Source organism: Aliirhizobium wenxiniae (genome assembly GCF_014201355.1).
Taxonomy (GTDB): domain Bacteria; phylum Pseudomonadota; class Alphaproteobacteria; order Rhizobiales; family Rhizobiaceae; genus Neorhizobium; species Neorhizobium wenxiniae.
Map to the genome: position 1 here is coordinate 49905 of NZ_JACHEG010000006.1, position 24297 is coordinate 74201.

Annotated in this window: 27 protein-coding genes and 2 pseudogenes; 17 read left to right on the top strand and 12 right to left on the bottom strand. The window is 59.8% G+C overall.

Going from position 1 to position 24297, the window contains the following annotated elements; genetic code table 11:
* A partial coding sequence (locus HNQ72_RS21500; protein WP_183995161.1) for a hypothetical protein occupies positions 1-219 on the top strand: 219 nt, incomplete at its 5' end.
* Positions 220-365: 146 nt separating this feature from the next.
* On the opposite strand, the gene HNQ72_RS21505 is transcribed toward HNQ72_RS21500, so the two are convergent.
* The 7 genes from HNQ72_RS21505 to HNQ72_RS21535 all read right to left on the bottom strand — a co-directional run bounded on the left by HNQ72_RS21505 (position 366) and on the right by HNQ72_RS21535 (position 4350).
* Entirely contained in the window at positions 366-662 is a 297-nt protein-coding gene (locus tag HNQ72_RS21505) for a hypothetical protein (RefSeq protein ID WP_183995162.1), read from the bottom strand.
* A 208-nt stretch (positions 663-870) separates the two neighbouring features.
* Positions 871-1470 (bottom strand): general stress protein, encoded by a 600-nt coding sequence (locus HNQ72_RS21510; protein ID WP_183995164.1) that lies wholly within the window; start codon positions 1468-1470, stop codon positions 871-873.
* 16 nt (positions 1471-1486) lie between these two features.
* Positions 1487-1804 (bottom strand): PepSY domain-containing protein, encoded by a 318-nt coding sequence (locus HNQ72_RS21515; RefSeq protein ID WP_183995166.1) that lies wholly within the window; start codon positions 1802-1804, stop codon positions 1487-1489.
* Between the two features lie 134 nt (positions 1805-1938).
* Positions 1939-2436: a hypothetical protein gene (locus HNQ72_RS21520; protein WP_183995168.1), complete on the bottom strand. Its 498-nt coding sequence runs from the start codon at positions 2434-2436 to the stop codon at positions 1939-1941.
* A gap of 13 nt (positions 2437-2449) precedes the next feature.
* Positions 2450-2839, bottom strand: a complete 390-nt coding sequence (locus tag HNQ72_RS30625) for a hypothetical protein (protein WP_244654484.1) — start codon at positions 2837-2839, stop codon at positions 2450-2452.
* A gap of 54 nt (positions 2840-2893) precedes the next feature.
* Positions 2894-3340 (bottom strand): hypothetical protein, encoded by a 447-nt coding sequence (locus tag HNQ72_RS21530; protein ID WP_183995172.1) that lies wholly within the window; start codon positions 3338-3340, stop codon positions 2894-2896.
* 758 nt (positions 3341-4098) lie between these two features.
* Complete coding sequence (locus HNQ72_RS21535; protein WP_183995174.1) at positions 4099-4350, bottom strand: glycine zipper domain-containing protein; 252 nt, start codon at positions 4348-4350, stop codon at positions 4099-4101.
* Between the two features lie 390 nt (positions 4351-4740).
* Between HNQ72_RS21535 and HNQ72_RS21540 the strand changes: the two genes are divergently transcribed.
* On the top strand, positions 4741-4986 hold the full coding sequence (locus tag HNQ72_RS21540) for a DUF982 domain-containing protein (protein ID WP_183995176.1): 246 nt from the start codon (positions 4741-4743) through the stop codon (positions 4984-4986).
* A gap of 185 nt (positions 4987-5171) precedes the next feature.
* On the top strand, positions 5172-5756 hold the full coding sequence (locus HNQ72_RS31305) for a BA14K family protein (protein ID WP_425503155.1): 585 nt from the start codon (positions 5172-5174) through the stop codon (positions 5754-5756).
* A gap of 579 nt (positions 5757-6335) precedes the next feature.
* Here HNQ72_RS31305 and ku read toward each other — a convergent pair.
* From ku to HNQ72_RS21560, 4 genes and pseudogenes are all read right to left on the bottom strand, one after another.
* Positions 6336-6793 (bottom strand): annotated as a pseudogene (gene ku / locus HNQ72_RS21550) (non-homologous end joining protein Ku); the annotation flags it as partial.
* Positions 6794-6841: 48 nt separating this feature from the next.
* Positions 6842-6959, bottom strand: a pseudogene (locus tag HNQ72_RS31310) (non-homologous end joining protein Ku); the annotation flags it as partial.
* A gap of 109 nt (positions 6960-7068) precedes the next feature.
* Positions 7069-8352, bottom strand: coding sequence for a sensor histidine kinase (locus HNQ72_RS21555; protein WP_244654483.1), 1284 nt, complete (start codon positions 8350-8352; stop codon positions 7069-7071).
* An 83-nt stretch (positions 8353-8435) separates the two neighbouring features.
* A complete protein-coding gene (locus HNQ72_RS21560) occupies positions 8436-9098 on the bottom strand; it encodes a response regulator transcription factor (protein ID WP_183995181.1) in 663 nt (220 codons plus the stop codon).
* A 109-nt stretch (positions 9099-9207) separates the two neighbouring features.
* On the opposite strand from HNQ72_RS21560, the gene HNQ72_RS21565 reads away from it, so the two are divergent.
* The 3 genes from HNQ72_RS21565 to HNQ72_RS21575 all read left to right on the top strand — a co-directional run bounded on the left by HNQ72_RS21565 (position 9208) and on the right by HNQ72_RS21575 (position 12358).
* A complete protein-coding gene (locus HNQ72_RS21565) occupies positions 9208-9726 on the top strand; it encodes a hypothetical protein (protein ID WP_246450513.1) in 519 nt (172 codons plus the stop codon).
* A gap of 109 nt (positions 9727-9835) precedes the next feature.
* Positions 9836-11092 carry an MFS transporter gene (locus HNQ72_RS21570; protein ID WP_183995184.1) on the top strand — a complete coding sequence of 419 codons (1257 nt, stop codon included), beginning with the start codon at positions 9836-9838 and terminating at the stop codon, positions 11090-11092.
* Positions 11093-11122: 30 nt separating this feature from the next.
* Positions 11123-12358, top strand: a complete 1236-nt coding sequence (locus tag HNQ72_RS21575; protein ID WP_183995186.1) for an arsenic transporter — start codon at positions 11123-11125, stop codon at positions 12356-12358.
* Between the two features lie 171 nt (positions 12359-12529).
* On the opposite strand, the gene HNQ72_RS21580 is transcribed toward HNQ72_RS21575, so the two are convergent.
* Positions 12530-13366, bottom strand: a complete 837-nt coding sequence (locus HNQ72_RS21580; RefSeq protein WP_183995652.1) for an alpha/beta fold hydrolase — start codon at positions 13364-13366, stop codon at positions 12530-12532.
* Between the two features lie 250 nt (positions 13367-13616).
* On the opposite strand from HNQ72_RS21580, the gene HNQ72_RS21585 reads away from it, so the two are divergent.
* The 11 genes from HNQ72_RS21585 to HNQ72_RS21635 all read left to right on the top strand — a co-directional run bounded on the left by HNQ72_RS21585 (position 13617) and on the right by HNQ72_RS21635 (position 24221).
* Positions 13617-14594: a GlxA family transcriptional regulator gene (locus tag HNQ72_RS21585; RefSeq protein WP_244654482.1), complete on the top strand. Its 978-nt coding sequence runs from the start codon at positions 13617-13619 to the stop codon at positions 14592-14594.
* Positions 14595-14614: 20 nt separating this feature from the next.
* Positions 14615-15061, top strand: coding sequence for a hypothetical protein (locus tag HNQ72_RS30410; protein ID WP_210319679.1), 447 nt, complete (start codon positions 14615-14617; stop codon positions 15059-15061).
* Between the two features lie 365 nt (positions 15062-15426).
* Positions 15427-16299, top strand: a complete 873-nt coding sequence (locus HNQ72_RS21595; RefSeq protein ID WP_183995188.1) for a glycine betaine ABC transporter substrate-binding protein — start codon at positions 15427-15429, stop codon at positions 16297-16299.
* A gap of 118 nt (positions 16300-16417) precedes the next feature.
* Complete coding sequence (locus HNQ72_RS21600) at positions 16418-17035, top strand: ABC transporter permease (RefSeq protein WP_183995190.1); 618 nt, start codon at positions 16418-16420, stop codon at positions 17033-17035.
* Positions 17036-17045: 10 nt separating this feature from the next.
* On the top strand, positions 17046-17687 hold the full coding sequence (locus tag HNQ72_RS21605) for an ABC transporter permease (protein ID WP_183995192.1): 642 nt from the start codon (positions 17046-17048) through the stop codon (positions 17685-17687).
* Positions 17684-18616, top strand: a complete 933-nt coding sequence (locus HNQ72_RS21610; protein WP_183995194.1) for an ABC transporter ATP-binding protein — start codon at positions 17684-17686, stop codon at positions 18614-18616. Before HNQ72_RS21605 ends, HNQ72_RS21610 begins: the two co-directional genes overlap by 4 nt.
* Positions 18617-18629: 13 nt before the next feature.
* On the top strand, positions 18630-19373 hold the full coding sequence (locus HNQ72_RS21615) for a DUF427 domain-containing protein (RefSeq protein WP_183995196.1): 744 nt from the start codon (positions 18630-18632) through the stop codon (positions 19371-19373).
* Positions 19373-20425: an LLM class flavin-dependent oxidoreductase gene (locus tag HNQ72_RS21620; RefSeq protein WP_183995198.1), complete on the top strand. Its 1053-nt coding sequence runs from the start codon at positions 19373-19375 to the stop codon at positions 20423-20425. The genes HNQ72_RS21615 and HNQ72_RS21620 overlap by 1 nt, the downstream gene beginning before the upstream one ends.
* Positions 20422-21738, top strand: a complete 1317-nt coding sequence (locus HNQ72_RS21625; RefSeq protein WP_183995200.1) for an LLM class flavin-dependent oxidoreductase — start codon at positions 20422-20424, stop codon at positions 21736-21738. The genes HNQ72_RS21620 and HNQ72_RS21625 overlap by 4 nt, the downstream gene beginning before the upstream one ends.
* A 12-nt stretch (positions 21739-21750) precedes the next feature.
* Entirely contained in the window at positions 21751-22752 is a 1002-nt protein-coding gene (locus HNQ72_RS21630) for an ornithine cyclodeaminase family protein (RefSeq protein WP_183995202.1), read from the top strand.
* Positions 22749-24221, top strand: coding sequence for an HAL/PAL/TAL family ammonia-lyase (locus HNQ72_RS21635; RefSeq protein ID WP_183995204.1), 1473 nt, complete (start codon positions 22749-22751; stop codon positions 24219-24221). The genes HNQ72_RS21630 and HNQ72_RS21635 overlap by 4 nt, the downstream gene beginning before the upstream one ends.
* Positions 24222-24297 lie beyond the last annotated feature (76 nt).

Sequence of the window (24297 nt, forward strand, 5' to 3'; positions counted from 1 at the left end):
GTTTCCACCGCCGTTTCCACCGCCGTTTCCACCGCCGTTTCCACCGCCGTTTCCACCGCCGTTTCCACCGCCGTTTCCACCGCCGTTTCCACCGCCGTTTCCACCGCCACCCCTCGCAAGTCCTGGGCTAGCCGTCGCAACAGTCTCGAGCGCGATGAGGCTGGCTGGTCGCGCAGCAGTATGCAAAAAAGCCATTGCTGCCATGAGCGATCTGCGTGAAATCATCGGTCACTCCATCTCAGTCTACTTCCCGCTCGCTTGTCGATGATTATGGGCGTGGCTCTGTTCCCCTTTTCACATGGAAAGTTTCTCGTCGCTCGAACAAAGTCGTTGCTTCCCTGTTCGAGAGTGCAGTGCCTTGAGGATCAGTGTATGGTCGAGTTCGCGTTCTCATACTCTGATGGGATCGCTTGAATGGTGAACTCGCAGGCAAGTTCCACGGCCTTAACCATCGAGCAGCCCTCGGCGTCGTGAGGCACACGCTCGAAGAATTCTAAGATTTCAGTGAGCTTCTGGGCTGAGGTGGCCCATCGTCCTCGTGCTTGAGGATCGAGCATGTAGAAGCTGCGATTAACCTCATTTTTGAGCCCCGCGAAAAGTAACTGTCTTTGCTGATAAGAGAGACAGGTAAGGGCCGTCCGCTTTGCATTTTCCAGCTGCACTTCCGTTTCTCCCCTGTAGACCATCTGCATCTTAGCAAAGGTATCGGTGTTCGATAACCGACCAACGTCTGAGCTAGGATAGCTGATGTGCCCATACCGCCTACATAGGTAATTGGTCTTCGAATATGTCGCACTGCCGACGTTGTACGAGATGAGATCAGCTGTCGGGCGGCGAAAGGGGCGCCTCTTCAGGCGCCCCTCAGCTGAGTCAGATACCGCCACGGCGGTAGCGAAGCCTTTCCTGTTCAACCTGTTGGGCGTCGTAAGGGTCGAGCGTTTCGTCGAACCTTGTCCAGCCTTGCTGTTCATACGAAACGCGACGTTCTGCAGGATCGACCCAGTTGGAGCGTTTAAGGATAGCTTCAGCTTCCGGCGCCAGAGCGTCCTCCACCTTGGCAGTCACAAGTGTGCCACCGCGACGGACGCCTTCTGCATAGAAATGCGCATCGCGTTCCGAGACGCCGGAGCTCGTCAGCCCACCGATAATACCGCCGGCAGCCCCACCAGCAACTGCGCCGGCTGCAGCACCGGCCGCCGTCGCGGCAAGCCAACCTGCTGCGACAACCGGGCCAACACCTGGGATTGCCATCAGACCGAGACCGGTGAGCAGGCCACCCGCGCCACCGACGACCGCGCCGATCCCGGCGCCGGTTCCTGCTCCTTCTGCGGCGTTGGAGTCGCCATGCCGCCGATCCGCGTTGTTCGAAACAATGCTGATATCTTTGGACCGCACGCCCGCGGTTTCCAGCTCGCCAACCGCGGCGCTGGCATCGGCATAATCGTCAAAAAGTCCAGTAACAGTTCTCATCGATAGTCTCCCTTCGCTACTTGGCGACGACATTGCCTTGGTAGTCGAGTGCGATTGAAACGCTCTTGCCGTCTTTCATGCCGGCGGCATTCCAGATGCCCTTGTCATCCTTTTTAAGATCCTTGACGCCGGTGTAGCCGGCCTCTTCGATCCGTTCCTTGGCTTGGTCTTCTGTAAAGCTGTTGGCGCCTTCTACAGGAGCTGTCGGGTTCTTGGTGTCGGGCGTAGCGACAGCAGGCGTGTTCCCCTCGCTATTGGCTGCAGGCGCGGTCTGCGAGAATGCTGACAGAGCTGAAACGGAGACAAAGGTGGCGGTCAGAATAAGTCTACGCATGGTTTCCTCCTAGCTCGGATCTTCATCGATGAGATCCGAAGTGGTAAAATTCCTTGATGTTACGATAGTTCCAGCGTCGGACTTAAGGCCGAAGCTGTGGGAGAAGCCGCGGCCGCGAAGCAGCCAGGTGCCTTTCACGGTGCGCGGCACGTTACCGGCCTGCGCCCATACGCCAGACTTGTGGCATCGCACGGTTGCGGTAACACCACGTTACTGTCTGTGGTGCTCTTTACCGGCTTTTCGCCTGGCACATGGGACATGCTGCGTGTCCTGCTCTGAAGTTCATCACCCTTCACGCGAGTCTTTGTCTGCGACTTACTAAAGGTGCCCTTATCCATCGCCTGCGCTCTGGATTGCGCGCGCAACTGTTTCGGGTTTTCGTTCACCTTCGTCTGGCTTTTCGACTTGCCGTCGGCGGCGGCAGCACTCGAGCCTGAACCGATCGAGGCTGTCGTACCACTGTCTGTCTGGCAGGCACCCGCTGTGCCAACTGTGCTGGCGGAGGTTCCGCCTGCGGCGCCGCTGCCAGCAGAACCCACAGTGCCCGCGGCACTACAATCTTGTGCGAGTACCGGCGTGGAGAACACCGAGGCGAGCAGGGCGATAACTCCCATCGTGATCATTTTAGGCATAATGATTTCTCCTCTATTTCGTGGGTTTCATGACGTCGCAGGTCCCGTCGGAGCGGCGAGTGATGATGGTCCCGTCAGGACGGGTGACGCTCGCTGTCGAAAAAGATTGCGTACCAGCCGTGCCGGTCGTCGACGAACCCGCGCTTGAGGATGTTGAGCTATTGCCTGACTGTACTGTTGTCGTCGTGCCGCCGATCGTCGTCGAAGACGACACGCCACCGCCGCCAGCAGTAACTGATGTCGATGACCTATTTCCCGCCGAGCTGCCGCTTTCAATGACGCTACACGTAGTACCGTCGTTGAGCTTGATGGTTTCGTTGGCCAAAGCCGCACCGGCGATCAGTATCGCGAAAATCAGCGGCAGGGCGAAGGCGCTCTTATGTGAGAATGATGCCGAGGTCATACCCGGTCCTCCTGAAGAGAGAACGGAAGCGCTATGGCTTCCGCCCATTGATGATTAGCAGGAACTGCCGTCCTTTTTGGCTTGGCCAGGAGGGCACCCTTTTTTGCCTTTGCCATGATCGTCGCCGGATGCTCCCGCCGAACTCCCGCCAGTACCGACCGAGCTTGAGGACTGGCCGCCGCCAGCCGAGGTGCCACCAGTTCCGAGCGTGGACGCCGAACCAGATCCACTACCTGATCCCGCAGCCGAACCGCCGGTTCCGACAGAACTGCTAGACTGCCCGTCACTGGCAGACGTGCCACCGGTACCAAGCGTCGAGGCGGAGCCCGAACCGCTGCCGGAGCCTGCGGCCGAACCGCCGGTGCCCACGGAGCTGCTGGAGGTGCCGCCACCCGCTGAAGTGCCCCCGGTACCGACCGTGCTGCTGGTCTGGGCATAAGCCGACAGGGCTGTACCTGTGAGAAGTGCTGCGGCCAACGCCGCACGTATTGCGATATTCATGCTCATCTCCTTGGTTTTCCTCCAGATTCTGACGTACATCGCGTTCTCGAAGCTGTTTGGGAAACAGGAAATAGAGACTGTTGTTCCTACTCTGGGCCGTCAGTCGGACCGACGGTGAGACCTTAGGCCCAGCTGTACTGACCAACGTCCGAACGAAATTATGCTCCTGAAAACGGTGTAATTGGGAGTTCGTCGGAGCCGTAATCTCAAGCATCCAATCAATGAATTCTGCCAATGTTAGATTCCGGCACCACCAGTCCTCAGGACGCCCCAGGAAGTTCTGCAACTGTGTCTGCGCGACGAATACCATCCGGAAGCGTTTTTATCGGATGGTAGGCCAGCTAGGGTCCTTTGGAGGATACCGGATACGCGGATCCGCTATCCTTTTAAGGTCGCCGGCCTGTGATAGCCCTGACCATAGGGATTTTGGATTTGGTTTAGCGTGAGCGATCGACTCGATGCTAGCGCAAAAGCGAGATTCTAGCCCGGAATACGGGAGACGGACTATCGTCGGCGCAATAGCCACTTGCTCCCTTCCAAAATATGACGGATGGGAAAAGTTACCGCGAGGTCGTGAACGAAGCGGATCTCAGTTTGCGCTCGCGTCGCAAGTTTGCGGAGGCTCGTAGAATGTCGATATCGGTACTCTGCAATCAGCGATCCAACCCTGTGGTAGTTGCTCGACGGCGAGGTTTGTGTATTAGCGAAGATAAAGGCACGTGAAGCGTCTGCCTCACATGCCCTAGGTCGCTTACTAGTTAGCAGCGGTCGACATAGCGGCGTCCATATTGGTCGCGGTAGTAGCAGCGGCCAGGCTGCTCTGCGACCCTGCCGATCAAAGCGCCCGAGACACCGCCAATTGCGGCGCCGACGGCGGCGCCGCGGACGTTGCCGGTGGCGACGCCGCCAATGACAGCACCTGTTGCCGCTCCAACCCCCGCCCCTTGTTCGGTTGCCGTGCAGGCTGCAAGAGATGCTGCCATAAGGCTGATGATTACGATGCGTTCCATGGATATCCTCCCTGTTGAACCCACCACGCCTGTCCCAGTCCTCGATTGGGGGGCAGTGCCGATGCACTTGGACATATGTTGCGGCAGGACTCAAAGTCCATTCCCGCTGGACTTTTGGCCCGAAAGCTCAACCGAACGGGCGACAAGCGATGGCAAAGGTCTGGAGGATGAATCGAAGCAATTCCAACGCGGCCTTGTCGATAGAACGAGAGAAAAGCGAAACTTTTCAACAAGGCGACCGGGCTCGCCGAAACCTTGGCTTTCCAACGGGGTCCTCGTAGATCGCTCTTGCGGTATCGCAGCGTGAGGGTGGGACTGAAGTCCTAGTCTGGAACGAGCTGTGAGCGTCGCACGTTCAAGGTAAAGGAGGTTGGGACCAGGAGCAACGTTATGCGAAACGACCTTTGGGAAGCCACTTATGAGATCAGCCTTGATTGTGGCGACCACTTCAAACGCGTTGGCAATAGCCGTGAAGCCTTGGAAGTCTTGATGACCTGCTGGCCCAAACCCGCCGGGAAGAATTTCAAGGTCGCGAAAAGAGCTTGCCTCGGTGCGCTTAGGGGCAACGTCAGCTCTGTGGTCGCGGCCCAAGCGTTTCTGAATGCGGCGAAAGAAGTTGGGTTGCTAACACCTTAAGCGACCGGGCCAGAACCATGATGAAGCACTGATGAAGGGCCTGCCGATGTCGGACTTTTGGCCTAGGAACAAACCGGTCTCTATCGACATTTTGGATAGCGAATCCATGAGGTTGATGTCCGATGCGCGAACTACTAACAGGTCTCGTTTTAGTTTCTTGTCTCCTGCCGATTGCAGCGGCTGGGATGCGAGTGTCTTCCCATCTGGCGGCACCTATTGCTCCGCATCGATTTACGGATATTTTTGGCGAGCCACTGTGGTCACCCGAGGTACGGAGGGTTGATCCCAGCTTGCAGGCTTACGATAGGCTTCCCGCTGCGTTGCCCGAGAACACGCTCGTGGCCGAAGCGAAGTCCGAGCAGCGCGTGAATGTACCGCTAAGCTCCACGAACAAACACGGTGTGATCGGGACGCAGGTTGCTTTCCTGTCCGAAACGCTGTCTGCCAAGGCGCAGGAGTGGTGTAGTGCTCGGTACCGCTCATATAATGCTGCCGACAACACGTATCAGCCATATGGTCGCGGGCCGCGGCGCGCCTGTGCCGCTCCGATCGAAGCGGCCTCAGTCCCCATTCAGGAGGTCGCCGACGGCGGTGCGAGCGAGCCAAGCGTGAACGAGCGGTGGTGCATGGAGCGATACACCTCATATCGGATCGAGGACAACACGTACCAACCTTTTTCGGGTGGCAGGAAGGTATGCTCCGGGCCGATATCGCAGTCAGCAAACAACTCGATCAAGAGTGCTGCGGACGCTACTGTTGCCCAGTTCTAAACTCTCGCGGCTCGCTGGAACCGGGGATACAGGAACTCGGGCCGTCACGACGCGAGTTTTTTCTCAACGGTGAATTCGTCAGATGCCCACCAAAACGAATGCTCGAGCCGTACCCGCACGGAAGGCGATGGCGAGCAGGCAGCCAATGGATTCCGCTCGGAGTATTTTCGTGAAATGCCCGCAGAGAAACGGGCCTATGGAACATCTCGCATAATTATTTGACTTTGCAGCCGCCGACGCAATTGCGGACCTGCTAAATCTTGTACTGGAACCTCCGCGTACATGCTGCGGGACGGTAAGATCTTTCGAGCTGGTTCTTATTTCGACTTTTATGATCTGCGGCAGCAATTGAGTGCGTAATACAGCTCGCCTGGGGAATTGCTCCAAAGGCGGACAGCTGGCGCGGACACACCCCCTCTGGCCGCGCCAGCTCCAGGTTCAAGTCTCAGCTGTTTCACGGGGATCCTGAAGGTCAGGAGATCGAAGATCATTTAGGATGCGCCTGTGCCAAAGGTACAGAAACGGCCAGAGGGTATCCACGAGCATAAAGCTCAATCCGATCAATCGTTACGCTGGCCGCTTTACTTCGTCGCCAAATCGCAACGAACAGAGGACAATGCCGTCGTCGCGCGGTTCGAGGACGACGGCCCGCTCCCTCCGACCGATCACCAGCTTCGAAATACCGACGGCCTTGTCGGCCTTCATGGCATCTCGTATCACTGCGAAGCCTCATGCCCGACCGGATCGTCTGGCATGAGGTAGTGCGGTTTTTCCAGATAGACCCACTCGATGCTGTCGGCTGATGCGAACGTCTTGATGTCGATTGTCTTCACGGTGTCGAGCGCCACGGCATCGAGATCGTCGTCGGTCAGTATGACGTAGTCGTTTTCGCCGCGAGCATAACCCTTGGCCTCATTGTCGTCCTTCACCGGCTTGCCCGTCACGGAATCGATATACTGCGAGACGACGCGGTTACCGGTCTCTTTGTTCAAGGCATGAAATCGCACCTTTTCCGCTTCCGACGTCGCTGGCATCATCGACACCGGGCAAGTGACGAGCGACAGTTTCAGATAGCCTTTCCAATACCTGCCAGCACCTGTGTTGGCATTGGCGGCTGCGTTTCGGTTTGTCGTCCTTGGTATTGCCAAGACGTGCGCTTTCGCGCAGTGCCGCGAGCAGGTCGTTCGGCTTGGACACATGCAGTAGACATAAAGACTGCAAACCTGATGAGCAGGTCGACGGTTATTGCTTCAAGAGCAAGTTCGCTTTGTGCCAAACCCCGACGCCAATTGAGCTGCTGGAGCCGTTCCAATCACTTATCAAGCGATTGAAAGATCGGCAGTGTCACAGCTACATGTAACCCTTGTTTGGTTGGTACCAAGCAAATGCTGCCACCGTAGAGCTCGATGAGCTCTTTCGAAATGCTCAAGCCGAACCCGTCGCCGGGTGTAATTTCGTCAAGGCGAAGACCCGGTCGGAAGGCTTGTTCAATTCTCGCATGTGGAATGCCTGGCCCATCGTCGCGGATGCTGATCTTCGCGGCCGGGCCTCTCCTCACTGCCGAAATCTGGATCTTACCCGTGGCCCATTTGAACGCGTTGTCCAGGATGTTGCCGAAGATTTCGTCGAAGTCTTCCTCCGGACAGGCAACGGAAAACGAAGGGTCTACGTACTGGTCGATCGAGAGCTGCTTGTCTGCATATATTCGCTCGAGCACTAGGACCAGGTCGTCAATGCGGCGCTTGGCGGGAGATGACGTGCGAACCACGTCGCCAGCACTCGCTCGCCGGCCATCGGCGAGGTGGTTACGAATACGCCGCTCGATTCGATTGATCAACTGCCGCATGCTTCCATCAGGATCGTTTCGATCATCGAGGGCGAGCATCATGCTGGCCACCGGCGTCTTGAGCCCGTGAGCCATGTTGGCGAAATGCACGCGCGTTTCCGCAAGACGCTGCGCATTGCGATCGATCAGTCGATTGATCTCGAATGCGACAGGCCGAAGCTCGTCCACCTCGGGCTTCGGGAGGTTCGATCGATTGCCGGTCACCACTGAACCAATATCCGCCGTCATCTGGCGAAGGGGCCGCAGGCCATATCGGACCTGCAAGATCGTGCCCGCGATAAGGCTGCCGGCAAGCAGAGCCATGACCGGCAGCAACCACATCAATGATCGAAAGGCAGGGGCGGTGAGAGCCGACTCCGGCGCTGTGGCGGTGATCGTCACGATCTTGTTGCCGACTGTCGCATCCGTCACTCTCGAGTGCAAAGCCTGTCCCTGCAATTCCGTGGCGCCGCCAGGCCGAGGTATCCTTCCGAAAAGCTGACGCCATTCGAAAGCATGACCCGGCGTCTCGATGGTCCCCCCGGAAAGGGAACGCGAGGCGAGCTGGACGCCCTCTCCGGAAACCTGCCAGTACCAGCCTGATCCAGGTCGATCAAAAGGCGGCCCATCGAGCTGCACGGTGAGCGTGGCCGCTCCATCAGGACCGGAGGTAAGGGCGCTTCGCAACGCCTCGATCTGCACGTCAAGGCGCTGGTCGACCTGCTCACGAACGACACCGGCGACGACAAGCCAAAGGATGGCCGAGGCCACGAGGATCGCAACGACAAAGAAGACCGTGGAAAAGGCGATCAATCGGCCGGATATTGTCGCGCGCTGCATGAGCTTGCCAGTTTTCATGACGCCGCTGTCAGCATGTAGCCACGACCCCGTACCGTCTCGATATGTTCTGGTCCGATCTTTCGGCGCAGGCGCGCAACGATCACTTCGATCGAATTGGAATCCACTTCCGCGTGGCCGTCATAGACCCTCTCGATCAGCTCCCGTCTGTCGACAACCGCTTCCTTTCGCAGGATCAGGCAGGAGAGGACCCGCCATTCGAGGGCCGTGAGCTTCAGCGGCACGCCATCATGCTCAAATGTGCCCAGCTGCGCGTCGAATGTTATCGGACCACAGCTGACCCGGGCGCTTGCATGGCCGTTGGCACGCCTCACAAGAGCGCGAAGCCGCAGGACGAGCTCCTCGACCTTGAACGGCTTCGCCAAGTAGTCATCGGCGCCGGCCTTGAAGCTCGCCACCTTGTTGGGCCAGCCGTCGCGCGCAGTCAGGACCAGCACCGGGAAGGATCGATCTGCCTCCCGCCAGGCGTTCAGGACTGAAACCCCATCGATCTTGGGAAGTCCGAGATCGAGCACGGCGACGTCGAAGATCTCGGTTAGGCCGGCATGCTGGGCGTCCTCGCCATTGCGTGCGATATCCACCACGAAACTCTCGGCCCGGAGGCTAGCTGCAAGGCGGCTGGAGAGATCGCTGTCGTCCTCGACGAGAAGTACGCGCATGCAATAGTCCGATCCGTGCTGAGATTGACAAAATCTATGTGTTTCCAGCTTAACTCAAGCTGAACCGATTGGTTCAGGCTGCGGGCGGGAAGAACGGCGTAAAGCGGTGTTGTCAGAAACAAAGGAGACACCGATTTCTACTTCCGATAACACCCACACCGTCGATGCGACCGAACCGCATCGGCCCCACCATCCCCGGCGCGGACGCGAGCACGCCGCTGCATTTGGACTGGCCGCGCTCGGGCTCGTCATCGGCCTGGCAGGTGGCGCCGGCGCCATGAAGCTGGTGAGACCGAGCGTCGAGATGGCTCCTATGACGCCAGTCGCGATCTCCACGATAGCGGATGACAGCCTGGTCACGATCAAAGGCAAGGTTGCCGAGATCTTCGGCAACAAGTTCATTGTGCAGGACGACACCGGCCGCGCGCTTATCGAGACCGGGCCGGAGGGCGAGGGCGGTAAACTTGTCGCTTCAAACGAAATGGTGACCGTACAGGGCCGCTTCGATGACGGATTTCTGCGTGGCAGCTACCTCGTTCATGAGGATGGTCGCACCGAGGCGCTCGGGCCTGCAGGCAGGCCCCCACATCACGGACCGATCGAGATGCTGAAGCCCCTCAAGCCCTAATGAGGTCAATCGATGTAAAGGGGGCGGAGCTTGGAACCCGTCCCTCCGATCCGTCGTTTACGGCGGCCATCGCGTAATTCCACACATATTCTTCCTTTCGGAGGCCGGCATGCAGCGCTCTCGATATCCCCACCTTGCCGGCCGCTCGCTCGTCGCGCTCGCCGTTTTGAATTTCTTTCTTGCAGATGCCCGCGACGGGCTCGGGCCATTTCTCGATGGCTTTCTTGCCACCCGCGGATGGTCTCCGATGACCCTTGGAATGCTGGCGACGATCGGTGGCATGCTTGGGATGATCGCGACGCCACTGTTCGGCGCCTGGGTCGATTCATCGCGTCACAAGCGCACTTTGATCGTCATTCCGGTCGTGCTGGTCACGGGGGCGGCACTCTGGACATTGTTTACGCCAAACAACTGGTCGGTATTCGGCGGGCAGTCTGCGACAGCCGTGGTCGGAGCGATCGTCGGGCCTGCTTTGATGGGCCTGACGCTTGGGCTCGTCGGCGAGAAAGCGTTCTCCCGTCAGGTATCGCGTAACGAGTTCTGGAACCACGTGGGCAACGTGTTCTCTCTTGCCGGCATATATTTTGTGACCATTGCTTTCGGCATCAACGGGATCATCGGCCTGATGATCGTAACGGCAACTGCCGCGATTACTGCTGTCGTGGCGATCAATCCTGATCAGATCGACCACAAGGTTGCACGCGGGCTCGGGCATGATGACGGCGCAGCTGGACCATCGGGGTTTTCGGTACTCGCTGGCAGCAAAGGCCTAATCCTGCTTGCTGTAACGCTGATGATCTTCCACTTCGGCAATGCTCCGATGAGCCGGCTGATCGCCCAGGACTTCTCGATCCAGCTCGGCACGCCGTTCAGGACGACGGCCATTATCACCGGCATTTCTCAGGTCTCGATGATTGCCATGGCGCTGGCGGCGCCCCTGCTTATCCGGCGTTTTGGACTTGCCACAGTGTTCCTAATCGCCCTGATGGCCCTGCCGGTACGTGGTATGATCGCTGGATTGTTCACCGGCTTCGCGTCCATCTATCCCGTTCAGATCCTTGATGGCGTGGGTGCAGGGCTGATCGGTATAGCTACACCGATCGCAGCCGAACGTATCCTTTTCGGAACAGGTCGCTTCAATGTTGGGCTTGCCGCGGTCATGACGGTCCAGGGTGTCGGGGCATCGCTCAGCAATGTCGCCGCCGGATGGCTGACGAATATCGGCGGGTATGGTCTGGCCTATTGGGTGCATGGCGGCGTTGCAATCTTGGCTCTTGCAGCATTTGCTGCTGCCCATAAAAGCATTGCTCCGCCGGCGAAGGACGATGACGATGCCCTCACCACCTCGGTGGCACTGGTCAACTAGCCACATTACTGAGACGGGAAGCAAACGATCATGATCCTGACCTGGGGGATTTCGGCACTGACAGTGCTCGGCGTGGTGACGCGGCCGTTTCGGTGGCCGGAGGCAATCTGGGCGGTTGGTGGCGCGCTGCTTCTGCTTGCCGTCGGTTCGATAGGTTATGCCGATGTGTGGTCCGGTCTTGCCAGGGGTTTCGACGTCTATCTCTTCCTCATCGGTATGATGATGCTGTCGGAGCTTGCTCGTCAGCAAGGGCTGTTCGATTGGCTCGCGTCCGTCGCAACCTCCCATGCCCGCGGGTCGCCGAGGCGCCTGTTCGTCCTGATCTATGCCGTCGGTATCGTAACGACCGTATTCCTGTCCAACGATGCGACCGCCGTCGTGTTGACGCCAGCGGTACACGCGGCTTGCAGGGCCGCAAAGGTCAAAGACCCTTTGCCCTATCTTCTAATTTGCGCCTTCATTGCCAATGCAGCCAGTTTCGTTCTGCCGATCTCCAACCCGGCAAACCTCGTCATCTTCAGCAATGGGACAATGCCGTCACTCACGCACTGGCTGTCGATGTTCGCTCTTCCTTCGGCTGCGGCGATTATCGTTACCTTCATCGCGCTTTACTGGACACAGCGCTCGGCACTCGCCGCCGATACTCTCTCCGTTGCTCAACCAATTGCCCTGTCAAGCCGTGCCCGCCTCACGGGGATTGCGTTGGTCGCTACGGCGATTGTCATGGTTGGATCCTCCGTGCTCGGCTGGGATCTTGGACTGCCAACCTTCGCCTCGGGTCTTTTGTCGACAACCCTTGTCCTTTTGCTCGAACGCAAAGGGCCGAAGATGCTTCTGCGACATATTTCCTGGAGCGTGCTGCCGCTCGTCGCCGGCCTCTTCGTTGTCGTGGGGGCACTGGAAAAGTCCGGATTGGTTGATCGGCTATCATCGCTATTAGTCAATGTCGCTTCGGCATATCCGGCATCAGGGGCATTGGGCGTGGGCGCGATGGTTGCGCTCGTTTCGAACCTCGTCAACAATCTGCCGGCCGGGTTGGTTGCGGGCGGCGTCGTCCAAGCCGCTCAGGCCACCGACAAGATGGCAGGAGCGGTCCTCATTGGGATCGATCTCGGCCCCAACCTCTCGATAACCGGCTCGCTTGCGACAATCCTGTGGCTCAACGCGCTGCGCCGGGATGGGATTGATATCACAGCCTGGGCGTTCATGAAACTTGGCGCCATCGTGATGATGCCAGCGCTCATAGTCTCGCTGTTTATGCTGTGATGGTAGAAGGGGTGTTATCGATTTAAGAAGAAGCAAGCTACGATCGCGTTCCGGTGGACCGGACGCGGCGCGACCTGCTGTGTGGAGATGGTCCAAGAGGGGCGCAAACGCCCCTCCTGTCTTTTACCGGCCGAGATTGTCGCGGCACGGATCATCCGCACGGGGTCGGGGTCAGCCCTTGATGAAGGCCAGCAGGTCCTGGTTGAGCATATCGGCATTGACGGTGAGCATGCCGTGCGAGAAACCGGGATAGGTCTTGATCTGGCCGTTCTTCAGAAGCTTGATCGACTTCCTTGCAGCATCGGCTATCGGTACGATCTGGTCGTCTTCGCCATGCAAGACGAGCGTCGGCACGGTGATCGCCTTCAGGTCTTCCGTCTGGTCGGTTTCCGAAAACGCCTTGATGCCATCGTAATGGGCCTTGGCGCTACCAATCATGCCCTGGCGCCACCAATTCTGGATCACGCCTTCCTGGACCTTGGCGCCATCGCGGTTAAAACCGTAGAATGGACCGGCCGGAACATCGCGGAAGAACTGTGCGCGATTGGCGGCAAGCGCTGAACGGAAGCCGTCAAAGACTTCGATCGGCAGGCCCTCGGGGTTTGTGGCGGTCTTGACCATCAGCGGTGGCACCGCCGAGACGAGGACAGCCTTGGCAACGCGGCCGGAGGGCTGGCCATGTTTTGCGACATAGCGGGCAACTTCACCGCCGCCAGTGGAATGGCCAATATGGACAGCGTTTTTCAGGTCCAGGGCTTCGACGACAGCAAAAGCGTCGGCGGCATAGTGGTCCATGTCGTGACCGTCGGCAACCTGGGCAGACCGGCCGTGGCCGCGCCGGTCGTGAGCGACGACGCGGTAGCCCTTGGAGAGGAAGAACAGCATCTGTGCGTCCCAGTCGTCCGAAGACAGCGGCCAGCCGTGGTGGAAGACGATCGGCTGCGCATCCTTCGGACCCCAGTCCTTGTAAAAGATTTCAGTGCCGTCCTTGGTTGTTACAAAGCCCATGTCGATATCTCCTTGTGATGAACTGTTCGTCGAAGAGTTGTGTGAGAAGGCGAGCGCCGGAATGCTCACGCTGGCAAGTGCGATACTTCCGATCAGTACGCTGCGTCTCGACACGAAAAACCGATCTGTCTCGGATGCCATTGCTTGTCTCCTGTCGCGCTGTGATTGCGAATTCCGTATTTGACAAAGAGAGAGTATCGCCATCATCTGTCGAAAACACGTGGCAGAAATGACTTTATAAGAGGCAAAAGTGGCAAAAGGTAAAGAAGCAGATTTCATAGAAGTGGGGTTGCTTGTTTACCCGGATTGTCAGTTGGCCGCCGTCTATGGATTAACTGATCTGTTTCGCGTCGCCAGCGACTGGTCAACGGATCTGCAGGTGCCGACAAGCCTCCGCACCATCCGCGTCAGCTACTGGAAGATGGGGGATGGGGCTGTATCCTGCACATGGGATACGCATCCAGGGATTCCGCATTCGCTGAGTTACGTTATCGCGCCACCAAGCATCATCATGCCGGAGAAAATGCAGAGCATGAGCCCCGCATCGCAATGGCTCGCGTCCCAACATGCGCGTGGTGTAACCGTCTGCTCGATCTGTGCCGGAGCGTTTGTCCTTGCCGAGACCGGGCTCATCGACGGCCGGCGCGCCACGACCCACTGGGCTTTTGCCGAAAGGCTTGCCGAACAGTTTCCCAATATCGACGTCTCACCAGACAATATGATCATTGATGACGGTGACGTCATCACCGCGGGCGGTATTCTCGCCTGGGCGGATCTCGGACTGCTGCTTGTCGAGAAGCTGCTGGGGCAGGCGGTGATGCTGGAGACAGCTCGCTTTCTCGTCGTCGATCCGCCGCGTCGCAGTCAAAGCCAGTACAAGGCCTTTCTTCCGCGCTTCGACCACGGCGACAAGGAGGTTCTGCAGGTCCAGCACCAGTTTCATGCGACACCGGAGCTGCAAAAGTCGATTGGCGAATTGGCAGAGAGCGTGCACCTTTCAGAACGAACACTTCAGCGTCGATTTCTCCGCGCGACACGACTGAAGCTGACCGAATATCTGCAGAACGTTCGCATCATGAAGGCGCGGCAGCTGCTCGAAACGACGAATGGTTCTGTCGAGAGCATTTCATATGCGGTTGGCTACACAGATCCGGCTGCGTTCCGGAAAATATTCGGCAGATTGACGGGCGCGAAGCCAAACGTCTACCGCGGTGATGCACGGCTTTGATTTAGCGGTGTTTCGAACTTGTGGGGCGCTGGTTCGTACCCGTTCAAGAGCTTTGCGACACCATTCTATCACAGTATCGCTCCTGGGCCGCTGGACGAGATTTTGCCCGCACGCCGATCGTTGCGAATCCTACCGCTATCGCTTCACCGCGACGCATTTCACCTCAGCAAGCAAGCCAGGATGTGCGAGTTCGGACACGCCAATGCGGGTATCCGCTGATCGTCGGCGACGGCGCGCAGGTCGCCGAAGAGCTGATCCGGTGGATCGACGAAAGCGGTGCAGATGGCTTCAACCTGACACGAACGGTGGTACCGGAAAGTTACGAAGCCTTCAAAGAGCATGTCATTCCTGAGCTTCAATCGCGAGGAGCTTACAAGACGGCTTATTTGCAAGGTACTTTACGGGACAAGCTCTTAGGCAATGGCGATCATCTGGCCCCCGGTCATTACGGATATCAGTTTCGCTAGCCTTTCGTCAAAGAAGGGTCGCCGCGATTTCACCCAAGCCTTTTTGGTTAGGCTCCGCTAATGCGTTTAGCGGGCTGGGCGGTCTATAAGTATATGGTCTTGCCTAGTGCCGAGAGCGCGGGTCGATGGTTCGGATCCCGTCAAGTCCGAACTTGCGGCAATAGCCGCTTCAATGTCGAACGTCTCTACTACTAGCTAATATTACGCTAAGTTTCGCGCGTCGAAAAATCAGCATCGACCGGTTCTGCTATCCCGCGAGAGACATATGTTCTTCGCCCGTGTCCCAATTTAGCAAAGTGTTGTTAGGGCGAGGAACCTTCAGCGCATATAAACGTCGTAATCTCGTCATCCGCTAGGGGGAATACATGAACTTAAAATCACTCGCCGTCACAGCCGTCACCTTGCTTGGTCTGTCGATACCCGCGTATGCCCAGGCCGTCAAAATTGGGAGCAAAAACTTCACCGAACAATTCGTTGTAGCGGAAATCTACGCGCAGGCGCTGGAAAAGGCGGGCGTCGAAGTCGAGCGCCGTCTCAATCTCGGCGCCACGCTGGTCGCCCATACCGCGCTGACGAATGGCGAGATCGATCTGTACCCCGAATATACCGGCACCGCGCTCGCGGCCGTCGTGAAGGGTGACCTGTCCGGTAGCGCCGAGAAGATCTACGGCGAGGTCAAGGATTATTACGAGAAGAACCTGAAGCTGACGCTTCTCGAAGCGACCAAGATCAACAACGGCTATGCGATCATCACGCTCCCTGAAACGGCAGACAAGTACAAGCTGAAGACGCTGACCGATCTTGGGCCCGCCTCGAAGGACCTGACCTTCGGTGCCGAAGCCGGTTTCGGCGAGCGCAAGGACGGCCTGCCGGGTCTGAAACAGACCTACGGCATCGAGTTTAAGGAGTTCAAGATTTTCGCGAAGCTCGGCATCCGTTACAGTGCCCTGACAAGCAAGGATCTCGACGTCTCCTACGGCTTTGCCACCGACTGGCAGATTTCGGAAAACAAGCTCGTCGTGCTCCAAGACGACAAGAACCTGTTCCCGCCCTACTATCTCGTTCCGGTCGTTCGCCAGGACACGCTGACCAAGAACCCGAAAATCGCAGAGGTTCTGAACAAGATCAGCCCGCTGCTCAACAACGAGAACATGCGCGAGCTGAACGCCAAGGTCGATCGCGACAAGGAAGAACCGGCGGACGTCGCCGCCGAATTCCTTGAGGCTCAGGGTATCTGAAGACCTTGATATGATTGCGCGACGCGCAACTTGAAATGGGATGCGGCCGGTTCTCGAAGCTGTGCCGCATCCATTCCCTTTTCTTTTTCATGATCGCTTCAGAGAAAGTTCCTGATCGTTGAAGTGGGCTCCCAGACATATTCCCGAGATCGCGCTTGCCGTCTGGCAGCATCTGGTCCTGTCGATCTCAGCGGTTCTGATCGGCCTGGTCATCGCACTCGTCATCGGCATCTTCTGCGCGCGCCGCCAGAGGCTCTATGCCGTCGCATTGACCATCGCCAACGTCATTTTCGTCATCCCGAGCCTGGCGCTCTTCGCGCTGCTCATCCCGCTGGTCGGGCTTGGAATGAAGCCGGCGCTGATCGGCCTGTCGTCCTACTGTCTGCTGATCCTGCTGCGCAACATCGTCACCGGTCTGCGTGGCGTTCCCGCAGACGTGCTCGATGCCGCAGACGGCATGGGTTACGGCCGCTGGCAGCGACTGTTCCGCATCGAACTGCCGCTTGCCGCACCGCTGATCCTTTCCGGCGCCCGTATCGCATTGGTGACGACGATCGGGATTGCCACGGTCGCGGCCTTCATCGATGGCGGCGGGCTCGGCACGATCATCCTCATTGGCATCGACCAGGAATATCCGGAGAAAATCCTTGTCGGCGGCATTCTGACGGCGCTGCTGGCGATCTCCTTCGATCTCATCCTGACCCGCGCCGAACGGCTGCTGGTCCGGTGGCAGTGAGGGGATCGTCATGCTGAGCAATGCCGTTTCCTGGGTCGCCAACAATCCCGACGTGTTCATGCGGGCGCTCAGCCAGCATCTGGTCATGTCCGGCGTGTCGCTGGCGATCGCGCTCGCCATCGCGTTGCCGCTGTCGGTGGCGATCGTCAATTACGGGCGCTTCGCCTTCGGCGTGATCAACACTGTCAACGGGTTGCGCACCATTCCGAGCCTTGCGATCCTCGCCATCATGATGCCGCTGCTCGGCATCGGCCTGATGCCGTCGATCGTGGCGCTGACGATACTTGCGCTGCCGCCGATCCTGCTCAACGCCTATGTGGGCCTGAGGGATGTCGATCCCGATGCCGTGGAGGCGGCAATCGGCATGGGCATGAGCCGTAGCCAGGTATTGTGGAAGATCCGCATACCGCTCGCCGCCCCTGCGATGTTCGCCGGTGCGCGCACCGCAGCAGTGCAGGTCCTGGCCGGTGCGACGCTCGCGCCGTTCATCGGCGGCGGGGGGCTGGGAGATTTCATTGCCGGCGGGATCAGCATGATGGACATGTCGCGCCTGCTCGTCGGCGCCGTACCGATCGCCATCCTTGCTCTCGGCACCGAGTTCATTCTCGGCTTCACCGAGAAGAAGCTTTTTGCAGAAAGAACAGCCGCATGATCCGCATGGAGAACGTCACCAAGCGTTATTCAGAAGGGGCCGCACCGTCAGTCGACAACCTGACGCTCGACGTTCCGGAGGGATCGACCGTGGCGCTGATCGGCCCATCGGGCTGCGGCAAGACCACGACGATGCGGATGATCAACCGCCTGATCGAACCGACCGAGGGGCGCATCATAGTCAACGGGGAAGACGTGACCCGCGTCGATCCGGTGCAGTTGCGCCGCCATATCGGCTACGTGATCCAGAATGTCGGCCTCTTTCCCCACATGACGATCGCGGAGAACATCGCTGCGGTGCCGAACCTTCTTGGCTGGGATCAGCCGCGTATTCAGAAGCGAACGGCAGATCTGTTCGATCTCGTCGGCCTAGACCCGACGGAAATGCTGAACCGCTACCCGCGCCAGCTTTCGGGCGGCCAGCGCCAGCGCATCGGCGTCGCCCGGGCGCTCGCTGCAGATCCCGCCGTTCTCCTGATGGACGAACCGTTTGGCGCGATCGACCCCATCGCCCGCGCGCGCCTGCAGGACGAGTTCAGGCAGATCCTCAGCCGGGTGCGCAAGACGGTGGTTCTCGTCACCCATGATCTCGACGAGGCGATCCGGCTCGGCGATCGCATCGCCATCATGCGGGATGGCCGGATCGTGCAATACGACACGCCGGACGCCATTCTCTCGCGACCGGCGGACGATTTTGTTTCCAATTTCGTCGGCGTCGACCGTGCGATCAAGCGGCTCAGCCTGTTTTCGGTGGCGAAAGCCGCGCTGGCCGGGCCGCCGCCGGAGGCCGCAGCCAGCGTCGCCGCTTCGATCAATCTACGCGATGCATTGTCGCTGATGGTGGCGGGCAATACCGATATACTGGCGGTGACCGCAGAAGACGGCAGCGTGACCGGTCACCTGACACGCGAAGCGATCTTCTCGATCTGACCGGAGAAAGCCGATGTCCCTTTCCTATCGTTCATCCGAAGTGCCGGCTGTGCTGATCGAGCCCACCCATCGCCGGATCCGCCTGAAAAATGGCGAGAGGGCGATTGCCGACACGACGGGCGCGATCGTGATCTACGAGAACGGCGGGCATCCGGTCTATTACCTGCCAAAGGGCGACTTCATTGCCGGCGTTCTGTCACCGGCGGCCAAGGGCGAGGCCTCGCCGCTTCTCGGCGAAAGGCATGTCTTCGATGTAGCCGGAGTCGGCGCATCCAAGGCATGGTCGTTCGACGGATCGACCATCGGACGCGACGAACTTGCCGGTTTCGTCACGGTGGAATGGTCGGCGGTGCGCTGGTTCGAGGAGGACGAGGAAATCTTCCGGCATGCCCGCAACGTCTACAAACGGATCGATACGATCACGAGTTCGCGACTGGTCGAGGTCTTTGTCGACGGCCAGCTTGTCGCGCGCAGCAACCGCGCCGTCTTTCTGTTCGAGACCGGGCTCATCCCCCGCTATTATTTTCCGGCCGAGGATATTCTCGCCGGCCGCCTGGTGGAGAGCGACCTCACGACCTATTGCCCCTACAAGGGAAACGCTTCCTATTTCCATTTCGAGCTGGACGGGCACCGGCATGACAACATCGTCTGGTATTATCCCGAGCCGGTCGACGAGAGCCTGAAAGTCGGGGGGCTGATCTCCTTCTACAACGAGAAGGTGGACGAGATCCGCGTCAGCGCAGAGGCTTCGACCTGATGCTGCTCGGATATTCGCTGACGCCCTTTGGCCATGACCCGGACGCGTGGACAAAGCCGCGCGATCGCCGACGTCTCGGTTTCGATGCCTTGCTGGATCAGGTTGCGGCTGCCGAAGCGGCAGGTTTCGACTTCGTCCTGCTCGCCGACCGGCTGAGTATCCGTCCTGCCGATGATCTGTCGTCGGTGGCGGTTCCTTTCGAACCGACATTGCTTGCCTCGGCACTGGCGACGCGGGCAGATGGGATCGGCATTATCGCGGCTGCATCCGCGGCCCAGCACGAGCCCTACAACCTCGCCCGCCGCTTCGCCTCTCTGGATCTCGTGAGCAAAGGGCGCTCGGGCTGGCTGGTCCTTCTTGATGACGGCGATGCCGCTCGCGGAAACGAATATGTGGATGTCGTGACGGCGCTCTGGGACAGTTTCGAGGACGATGCGTTTCTCTACGACAAGGTGGAAGGCCGTTTCTTCGATCCGTCGAAAATGCATGTCGCACACCACAAGGGCGCGCATTTTTCCGTACGCGGACCGCTCAACGTCAACCGCTCATCGCAGGGGCGGCCGGTCCTGACGCATTTGCTCGAAGAAGGCGACGAAGCTCTCGCAGCGCGAACGGGAGAATTGCTTCTTCTGCAGGCGGGCAAAGTCGAGGGGTTGGTCGCAATCGCGGCTCGCGCGATCAGGTCAATCGAGGCTGCCGGTCGCCGGAGAAGCGATGTCCGGCTTGTCGCCAATGTCGTTCCGGTCGTTGCGGGAAGCCCACAGGCCGCCGGGTACAAAGTGACGGCGCCGACGCTGGCGGGGGTACGGACCATCGGAACACCGGAGATGATCGCGGATCGATTGCATGAACTGGCGACGGCTGCCGACCTGGACGGATTCACGATCCTGCCGCCAACGCTAGAGACGGGGGAGCGTTTCCTGGCAGACGTCGTTCCCGAACTCGGCCGACGCGGCTTGATCGGTGGCAAGCGGCAGGTAACGCTGCGCGACCGGCTCGGCCTCGCGCGGCCGGTGCATCCGGCCATATCGGGCAAGGAGGTTTCGCGATGAGCGAGCGTCACATGAAGCTCGGCGCCTTCCTGATGGCGGGCGGCCACCATATCGCGGCGTGGCGCCATCCCGACGCGCATGCGCCGGCCGGCAGCGATATCGACCATTTCATCCACCTCGCGCGGGTCGCCGAACGCGGCAAGTTCGACATGATCTTCATCGAGGATGCGGCGGCCATTCGAGAGCGCAATCCGGATCTCGCGAGCCAGGCCGCCCGCTCGACGGCCTTCGAACCGCTCAGCCTGCTTGCGGCGATCGCCGTCAACACGTCCCACGTCGGCCTCGTGGCGACCGCCTCGACCAGCTATACGGAACCCTACGGCCTTGCCCGCAGCTTTGCAGCGCTCGACCAGTTGAGTGGCGGACGCGCCGGCTGGAACCTGGTGACTTCCGCAAGTGAGCTGGAAGCGGAGAATTTTGCAGCAAGCGGGCTTCGTCCGCACTCGCAGCGCTACGAACGAGCCGAGGAATTCGCCGATGCGGCGCTGGCACTGTGGGACAGCGTGGAAGAAGATGCGTATTTTCCGGACGGTGGCGAGACCTTCGCCGATCGCTCGAAGCTGCACGCCGTCCATCGGCACGGCAAACATTTCTCCGTCGATGGAATTCTTGAAAGCCAGCGTTCGCCTCAGGGCAGGCCGATCATGGTGCAGGCAGGCGCATCGGATGTGGGCAAGGATCTGGCGGCACGCACGGCCAATGTCGTGTTTGCCGCTTCGCAGACCAAGGCAGAAGCTCAGGCCTATTATGCCGATGTGAAATCGAGGCTCGGCAAATACGGCCGCTCGCACGATGACCTCAAGGTCATGCCCGGCATTTCACCGATCGTCGGTGCGACCGAGGAAGAAGCGAAAGCGAAATACCGGGCGTTGCAGGAGCTCATACCGGATGCTGTCGGCGTGGCGCTGCTGGCAAGCTATCTCAGCATCCGGGATCTTTCCGCCTATCCGCTGGACGGTCCCCTGCCGGACATGCCGCCGACCAACCTGATCCAGAGCCGGCAGCAGTTGATCGTCGATCTTGGCAAACGCGAGGTTCTGTCGATCCGCGAGCTGGCACGGCATTTCGCCGGCGCGCGCGGCCATTGGCAGGTGGCCGGTACGCCTGCCCAGATCGCCGATGCCATGGAAGACCGTTTTCTCGACGGCGCTGCCGACGGATTCAACGTCATGGCGCCGCTGTTTCCCTCGGGGCTCGAGGATTTCGTCACGCTGGTCGTGCCGGAGCTGCAACGTCGCGGGCTCTTCCGAGAAGAATACGAGGGCCGGACGCTGCGAGCTAATCTCGGCGTCTCCCCGCCTGCAAAATCATGAAGCGAGATGACAATGGACCCGATCTATATCGACTATCTCAACGCCTTCGACATCGACGCGCTCGATCTCAGCGATGACGAGATCCTGAAGGCGATCGAGACATCGCTCGGCGCCCAGGGCAAGGGCGAGACGGTGATCGAGCCGCGCGTGCACCTGGAGCCGGATGCGAGCTTTCATGGCCACTTCAACGTGCTGCGCGGCTATGTGGCGCCGCTGGGGCTCGCCGGCATCAAGGTCGTCGGCGACTATGTCGACAATTACAAGCTCGGTTATCCGTCGGAATTCGGCGTGCTTAACCTCTTCGATCCGCGCACCGGCGTGCCGAAGGCGATCCTCGACGCGACCGCGATCACCGACATGCGCACCGGCGCGGTGACGGCTATGGGCGCCAAGCATCTTGCGCGCAAGGGTTCGAAAGTGCTCGGTCATATCGGTGCCCGCGGCACGGCCTACTGGAACGTGCGGCTGCTCGACCACCTCTTCGACTTCGACGAGATCCGCGTCCATTCGCGCCGGCCGGAAAGCCGCGACGCCTTCGGCGCCAAGCTCGAAAAGGACCTCGGCAAGAAGATCACCGTCACCGACAACTGGCGCGATTGCGTGGCGGATTCCGATATCGTCGTCGAGGCATCGCGGCTTAACGCGCCGGAGCCGATGCTGAAGACTGAATGGATCAAGAAAGGCGCCTTCGTCGTGCCTTACGGGACGATGAGCGCGGTCGAACTGTCGCTAACCGACATCATGGACAAGCTGGTCGTGGACGACTGGGGCCAGTGCAAGGGCGGCAAGCTCGGTTCGCTGCGGGCGCATGTGGAGGCCGGCAAGCTTTCCGAGCAGACGCTGCACGCGGAACTCGGCCAGATCGTCGCCGGCCTGAAGCCCGGCCGCCAGAGCGACGACGAGACAATCCTTCTGTGGCATCGCGGCCTGTCGCTGAGCGACATCGCGCTCGGTTCGGCGCTGCTGGAAAAGGCGAAGGCCGCAAATATCGGACAGAGGCTGCGTTTCGCATGACAACGATCCGGTTGGCGGGTTCGGACGTCACGATCGCGGATATTACCGCCATCGCAAGAGGGCAGGCGCAGGTCATCGCTGGCGAGCGGGTGATTGCCCGGCTGGTGGAGGCGCGGCTCGTTCTCGAAAGCGTGGCCGCATCCGGCCAGCCGATCTACGGGATGAATACCGGCCTCGGCGCCAATCTGAAGATCGCGGTCACCGACGAATTCGCGGCGTTTCAGCTGCAGCTGATACGGGGCAGGGGAATGGCGGTCGGCGAAGCGCTTCCGCGTGACGTGACCCGCGCAGTCATCGCCGCGCGGCTTGCAATGCTGGCCGTCGGCGGATCGGGCATATCGCTCGGCGTGTTCGAGGCACTGCTGGATCTACTCAATGCCGGCGTGCATCCCGTGATGCGCTCGGTGGGTTCCATCGGTGCCGGCGACCTCGTGCTTCTGTCGGCCGTTGCGCGGGTGCTGGTCGGCGAGGGGGACGCGGAATATCAGGGTGAGACCCTTCCTGCCGCCACCGGGCTCGCTCGCGCCGGGCTGACGCCGGCAAATCTTCAGCCGAAGGATGGGATTGCCCTTCTCAATGCCTCAGCCGTATCTGTGGGGGAGGGGGCTCTGACGCTGCATGACCTTCGCCGTCTTCTCGACCGGCAGAGGCAGGCGGCGGCGCTGAGCTTCGAGGCACTGGCCGGCAATCCGGCGATCCTCGCACCGGCGATCCAAGCGGCGCGGCCGGCCGCCGGGCAGGTCGGGGAAGCCCGGTTGATCGAGGAGGCATTGCGGGGCTCGTCGCTGTTCGACGGCGGAGCGTCGATCCAGGATCCGTTGAGCCTGCGCTGCGTGGCTCCGATCCAAGGCGCTCTTGCCGATGCGCTGGAACGGGCCGAACATGCGGTGGAGCTCGAGCTCAATTCCGCCGCCGATAATCCTCTGGTCATCGTCGACGAAGGCCGCGTGCTCTCGACCGGCAACTTCCACACGCCGGCGCTTTCGCTCGCCTTCGAGAACCTCGGCCTGGCGCTGGCACAGGCGGCTTCCGCCTCCGCCGCTCGCTTCATCCAGTTGACCGGTCCGGGTCGCAACGGGTTGCCTCGCTATCTTTCGCCGATCGGCGGTCCGTCTGCCGGCTTCGTGCCGATGCAGAAAACGGTAACAGCCCTGATGGCTTCGATCCGCCACAAGGCAAACCCGGTCATGCTGGATTTTCTTGCCGTCTCCGAAGGTGTCGAGGACCACGCGACCCAGTCGCTACTTACTGTCCGCAAGCTCGGCGAGATGCTGACCTCCTGGCGGCTACTGATTGCATGCGAAATGGTGGCGGCAGCCCAGGCCGTCGATCTGCGGCAGGGTCATCGATGCGGGGCCGGGAACCAGGCAACCTATGAGATGATCAGAAACAGGATGGCGGTGATCCAGGAGGATCGATCGCTTGGGGACGACGTATCAGCTCTCGCAGATTATTTGCTGGACGAATGACAGCCACCTGAGATGATACACCTATGAGCATTGAATATGATGGCCTCTCGCGTTGTATATTCAGACTATCGCCAGG

What these genes read in the sequence shown, in the direction of transcription:
- HNQ72_RS21510 (WP_183995164.1), bottom strand. Translation starts at nt 1,470, where the DNA reads ATGAGAACTGTTACTGGACTTTTTGACGATTATGCCGATGCCAGCGCC.
- HNQ72_RS21515 (WP_183995166.1), bottom strand. Translation starts at nt 1,804, where the DNA reads ATGCGTAGACTTATTCTGACCGCCACCTTTGTCTCCGTTTCAGCTCTG.
- HNQ72_RS21520 (WP_183995168.1), bottom strand. Translation starts at nt 2,436, where the DNA reads ATGCCTAAAATGATCACGATGGGAGTTATCGCCCTGCTCGCCTCGGTG.
- HNQ72_RS30625 (WP_244654484.1), bottom strand. Translation starts at nt 2,839, where the DNA reads ATGACCTCGGCATCATTCTCACATAAGAGCGCCTTCGCCCTGCCGCTG.
- HNQ72_RS21530 (WP_183995172.1), bottom strand. Translation starts at nt 3,340, where the DNA reads ATGAATATCGCAATACGTGCGGCGTTGGCCGCAGCACTTCTCACAGGT.
- HNQ72_RS21535 (WP_183995174.1), bottom strand. Translation starts at nt 4,350, where the DNA reads ATGGAACGCATCGTAATCATCAGCCTTATGGCAGCATCTCTTGCAGCC.
- HNQ72_RS21540 (WP_183995176.1), top strand. Translation starts at nt 4,741, where the DNA reads ATGCGAAACGACCTTTGGGAAGCCACTTATGAGATCAGCCTTGATTGT.
- HNQ72_RS31305 (WP_425503155.1), top strand. Translation starts at nt 5,172, where the DNA reads ATGCGAGTGTCTTCCCATCTGGCGGCACCTATTGCTCCGCATCGATTT.
- HNQ72_RS21560 (WP_183995181.1), bottom strand. Translation starts at nt 9,098, where the DNA reads ATGCGCGTACTTCTCGTCGAGGACGACAGCGATCTCTCCAGCCGCCTT.
- HNQ72_RS21570 (WP_183995184.1), top strand. Translation starts at nt 9,836, where the DNA reads ATGCAGCGCTCTCGATATCCCCACCTTGCCGGCCGCTCGCTCGTCGCG.
- HNQ72_RS21575 (WP_183995186.1), top strand. Translation starts at nt 11,123, where the DNA reads ATGATCCTGACCTGGGGGATTTCGGCACTGACAGTGCTCGGCGTGGTG.
- HNQ72_RS21580 (WP_183995652.1), bottom strand. Translation starts at nt 13,366, where the DNA reads ATGGGCTTTGTAACAACCAAGGACGGCACTGAAATCTTTTACAAGGAC.
- HNQ72_RS21595 (WP_183995188.1), top strand. Translation starts at nt 15,427, where the DNA reads ATGAACTTAAAATCACTCGCCGTCACAGCCGTCACCTTGCTTGGTCTG.
- HNQ72_RS21605 (WP_183995192.1), top strand. Translation starts at nt 17,046, where the DNA reads ATGCTGAGCAATGCCGTTTCCTGGGTCGCCAACAATCCCGACGTGTTC.
- HNQ72_RS21610 (WP_183995194.1), top strand. Translation starts at nt 17,684, where the DNA reads ATGATCCGCATGGAGAACGTCACCAAGCGTTATTCAGAAGGGGCCGCA.
- HNQ72_RS21615 (WP_183995196.1), top strand. Translation starts at nt 18,630, where the DNA reads ATGTCCCTTTCCTATCGTTCATCCGAAGTGCCGGCTGTGCTGATCGAG.
- HNQ72_RS21620 (WP_183995198.1), top strand. Translation starts at nt 19,373, where the DNA reads ATGCTGCTCGGATATTCGCTGACGCCCTTTGGCCATGACCCGGACGCG.
- HNQ72_RS21625 (WP_183995200.1), top strand. Translation starts at nt 20,422, where the DNA reads ATGAGCGAGCGTCACATGAAGCTCGGCGCCTTCCTGATGGCGGGCGGC.
- HNQ72_RS21630 (WP_183995202.1), top strand. Translation starts at nt 21,751, where the DNA reads ATGGACCCGATCTATATCGACTATCTCAACGCCTTCGACATCGACGCG.
- HNQ72_RS21635 (WP_183995204.1), top strand. Translation starts at nt 22,749, where the DNA reads ATGACAACGATCCGGTTGGCGGGTTCGGACGTCACGATCGCGGATATT.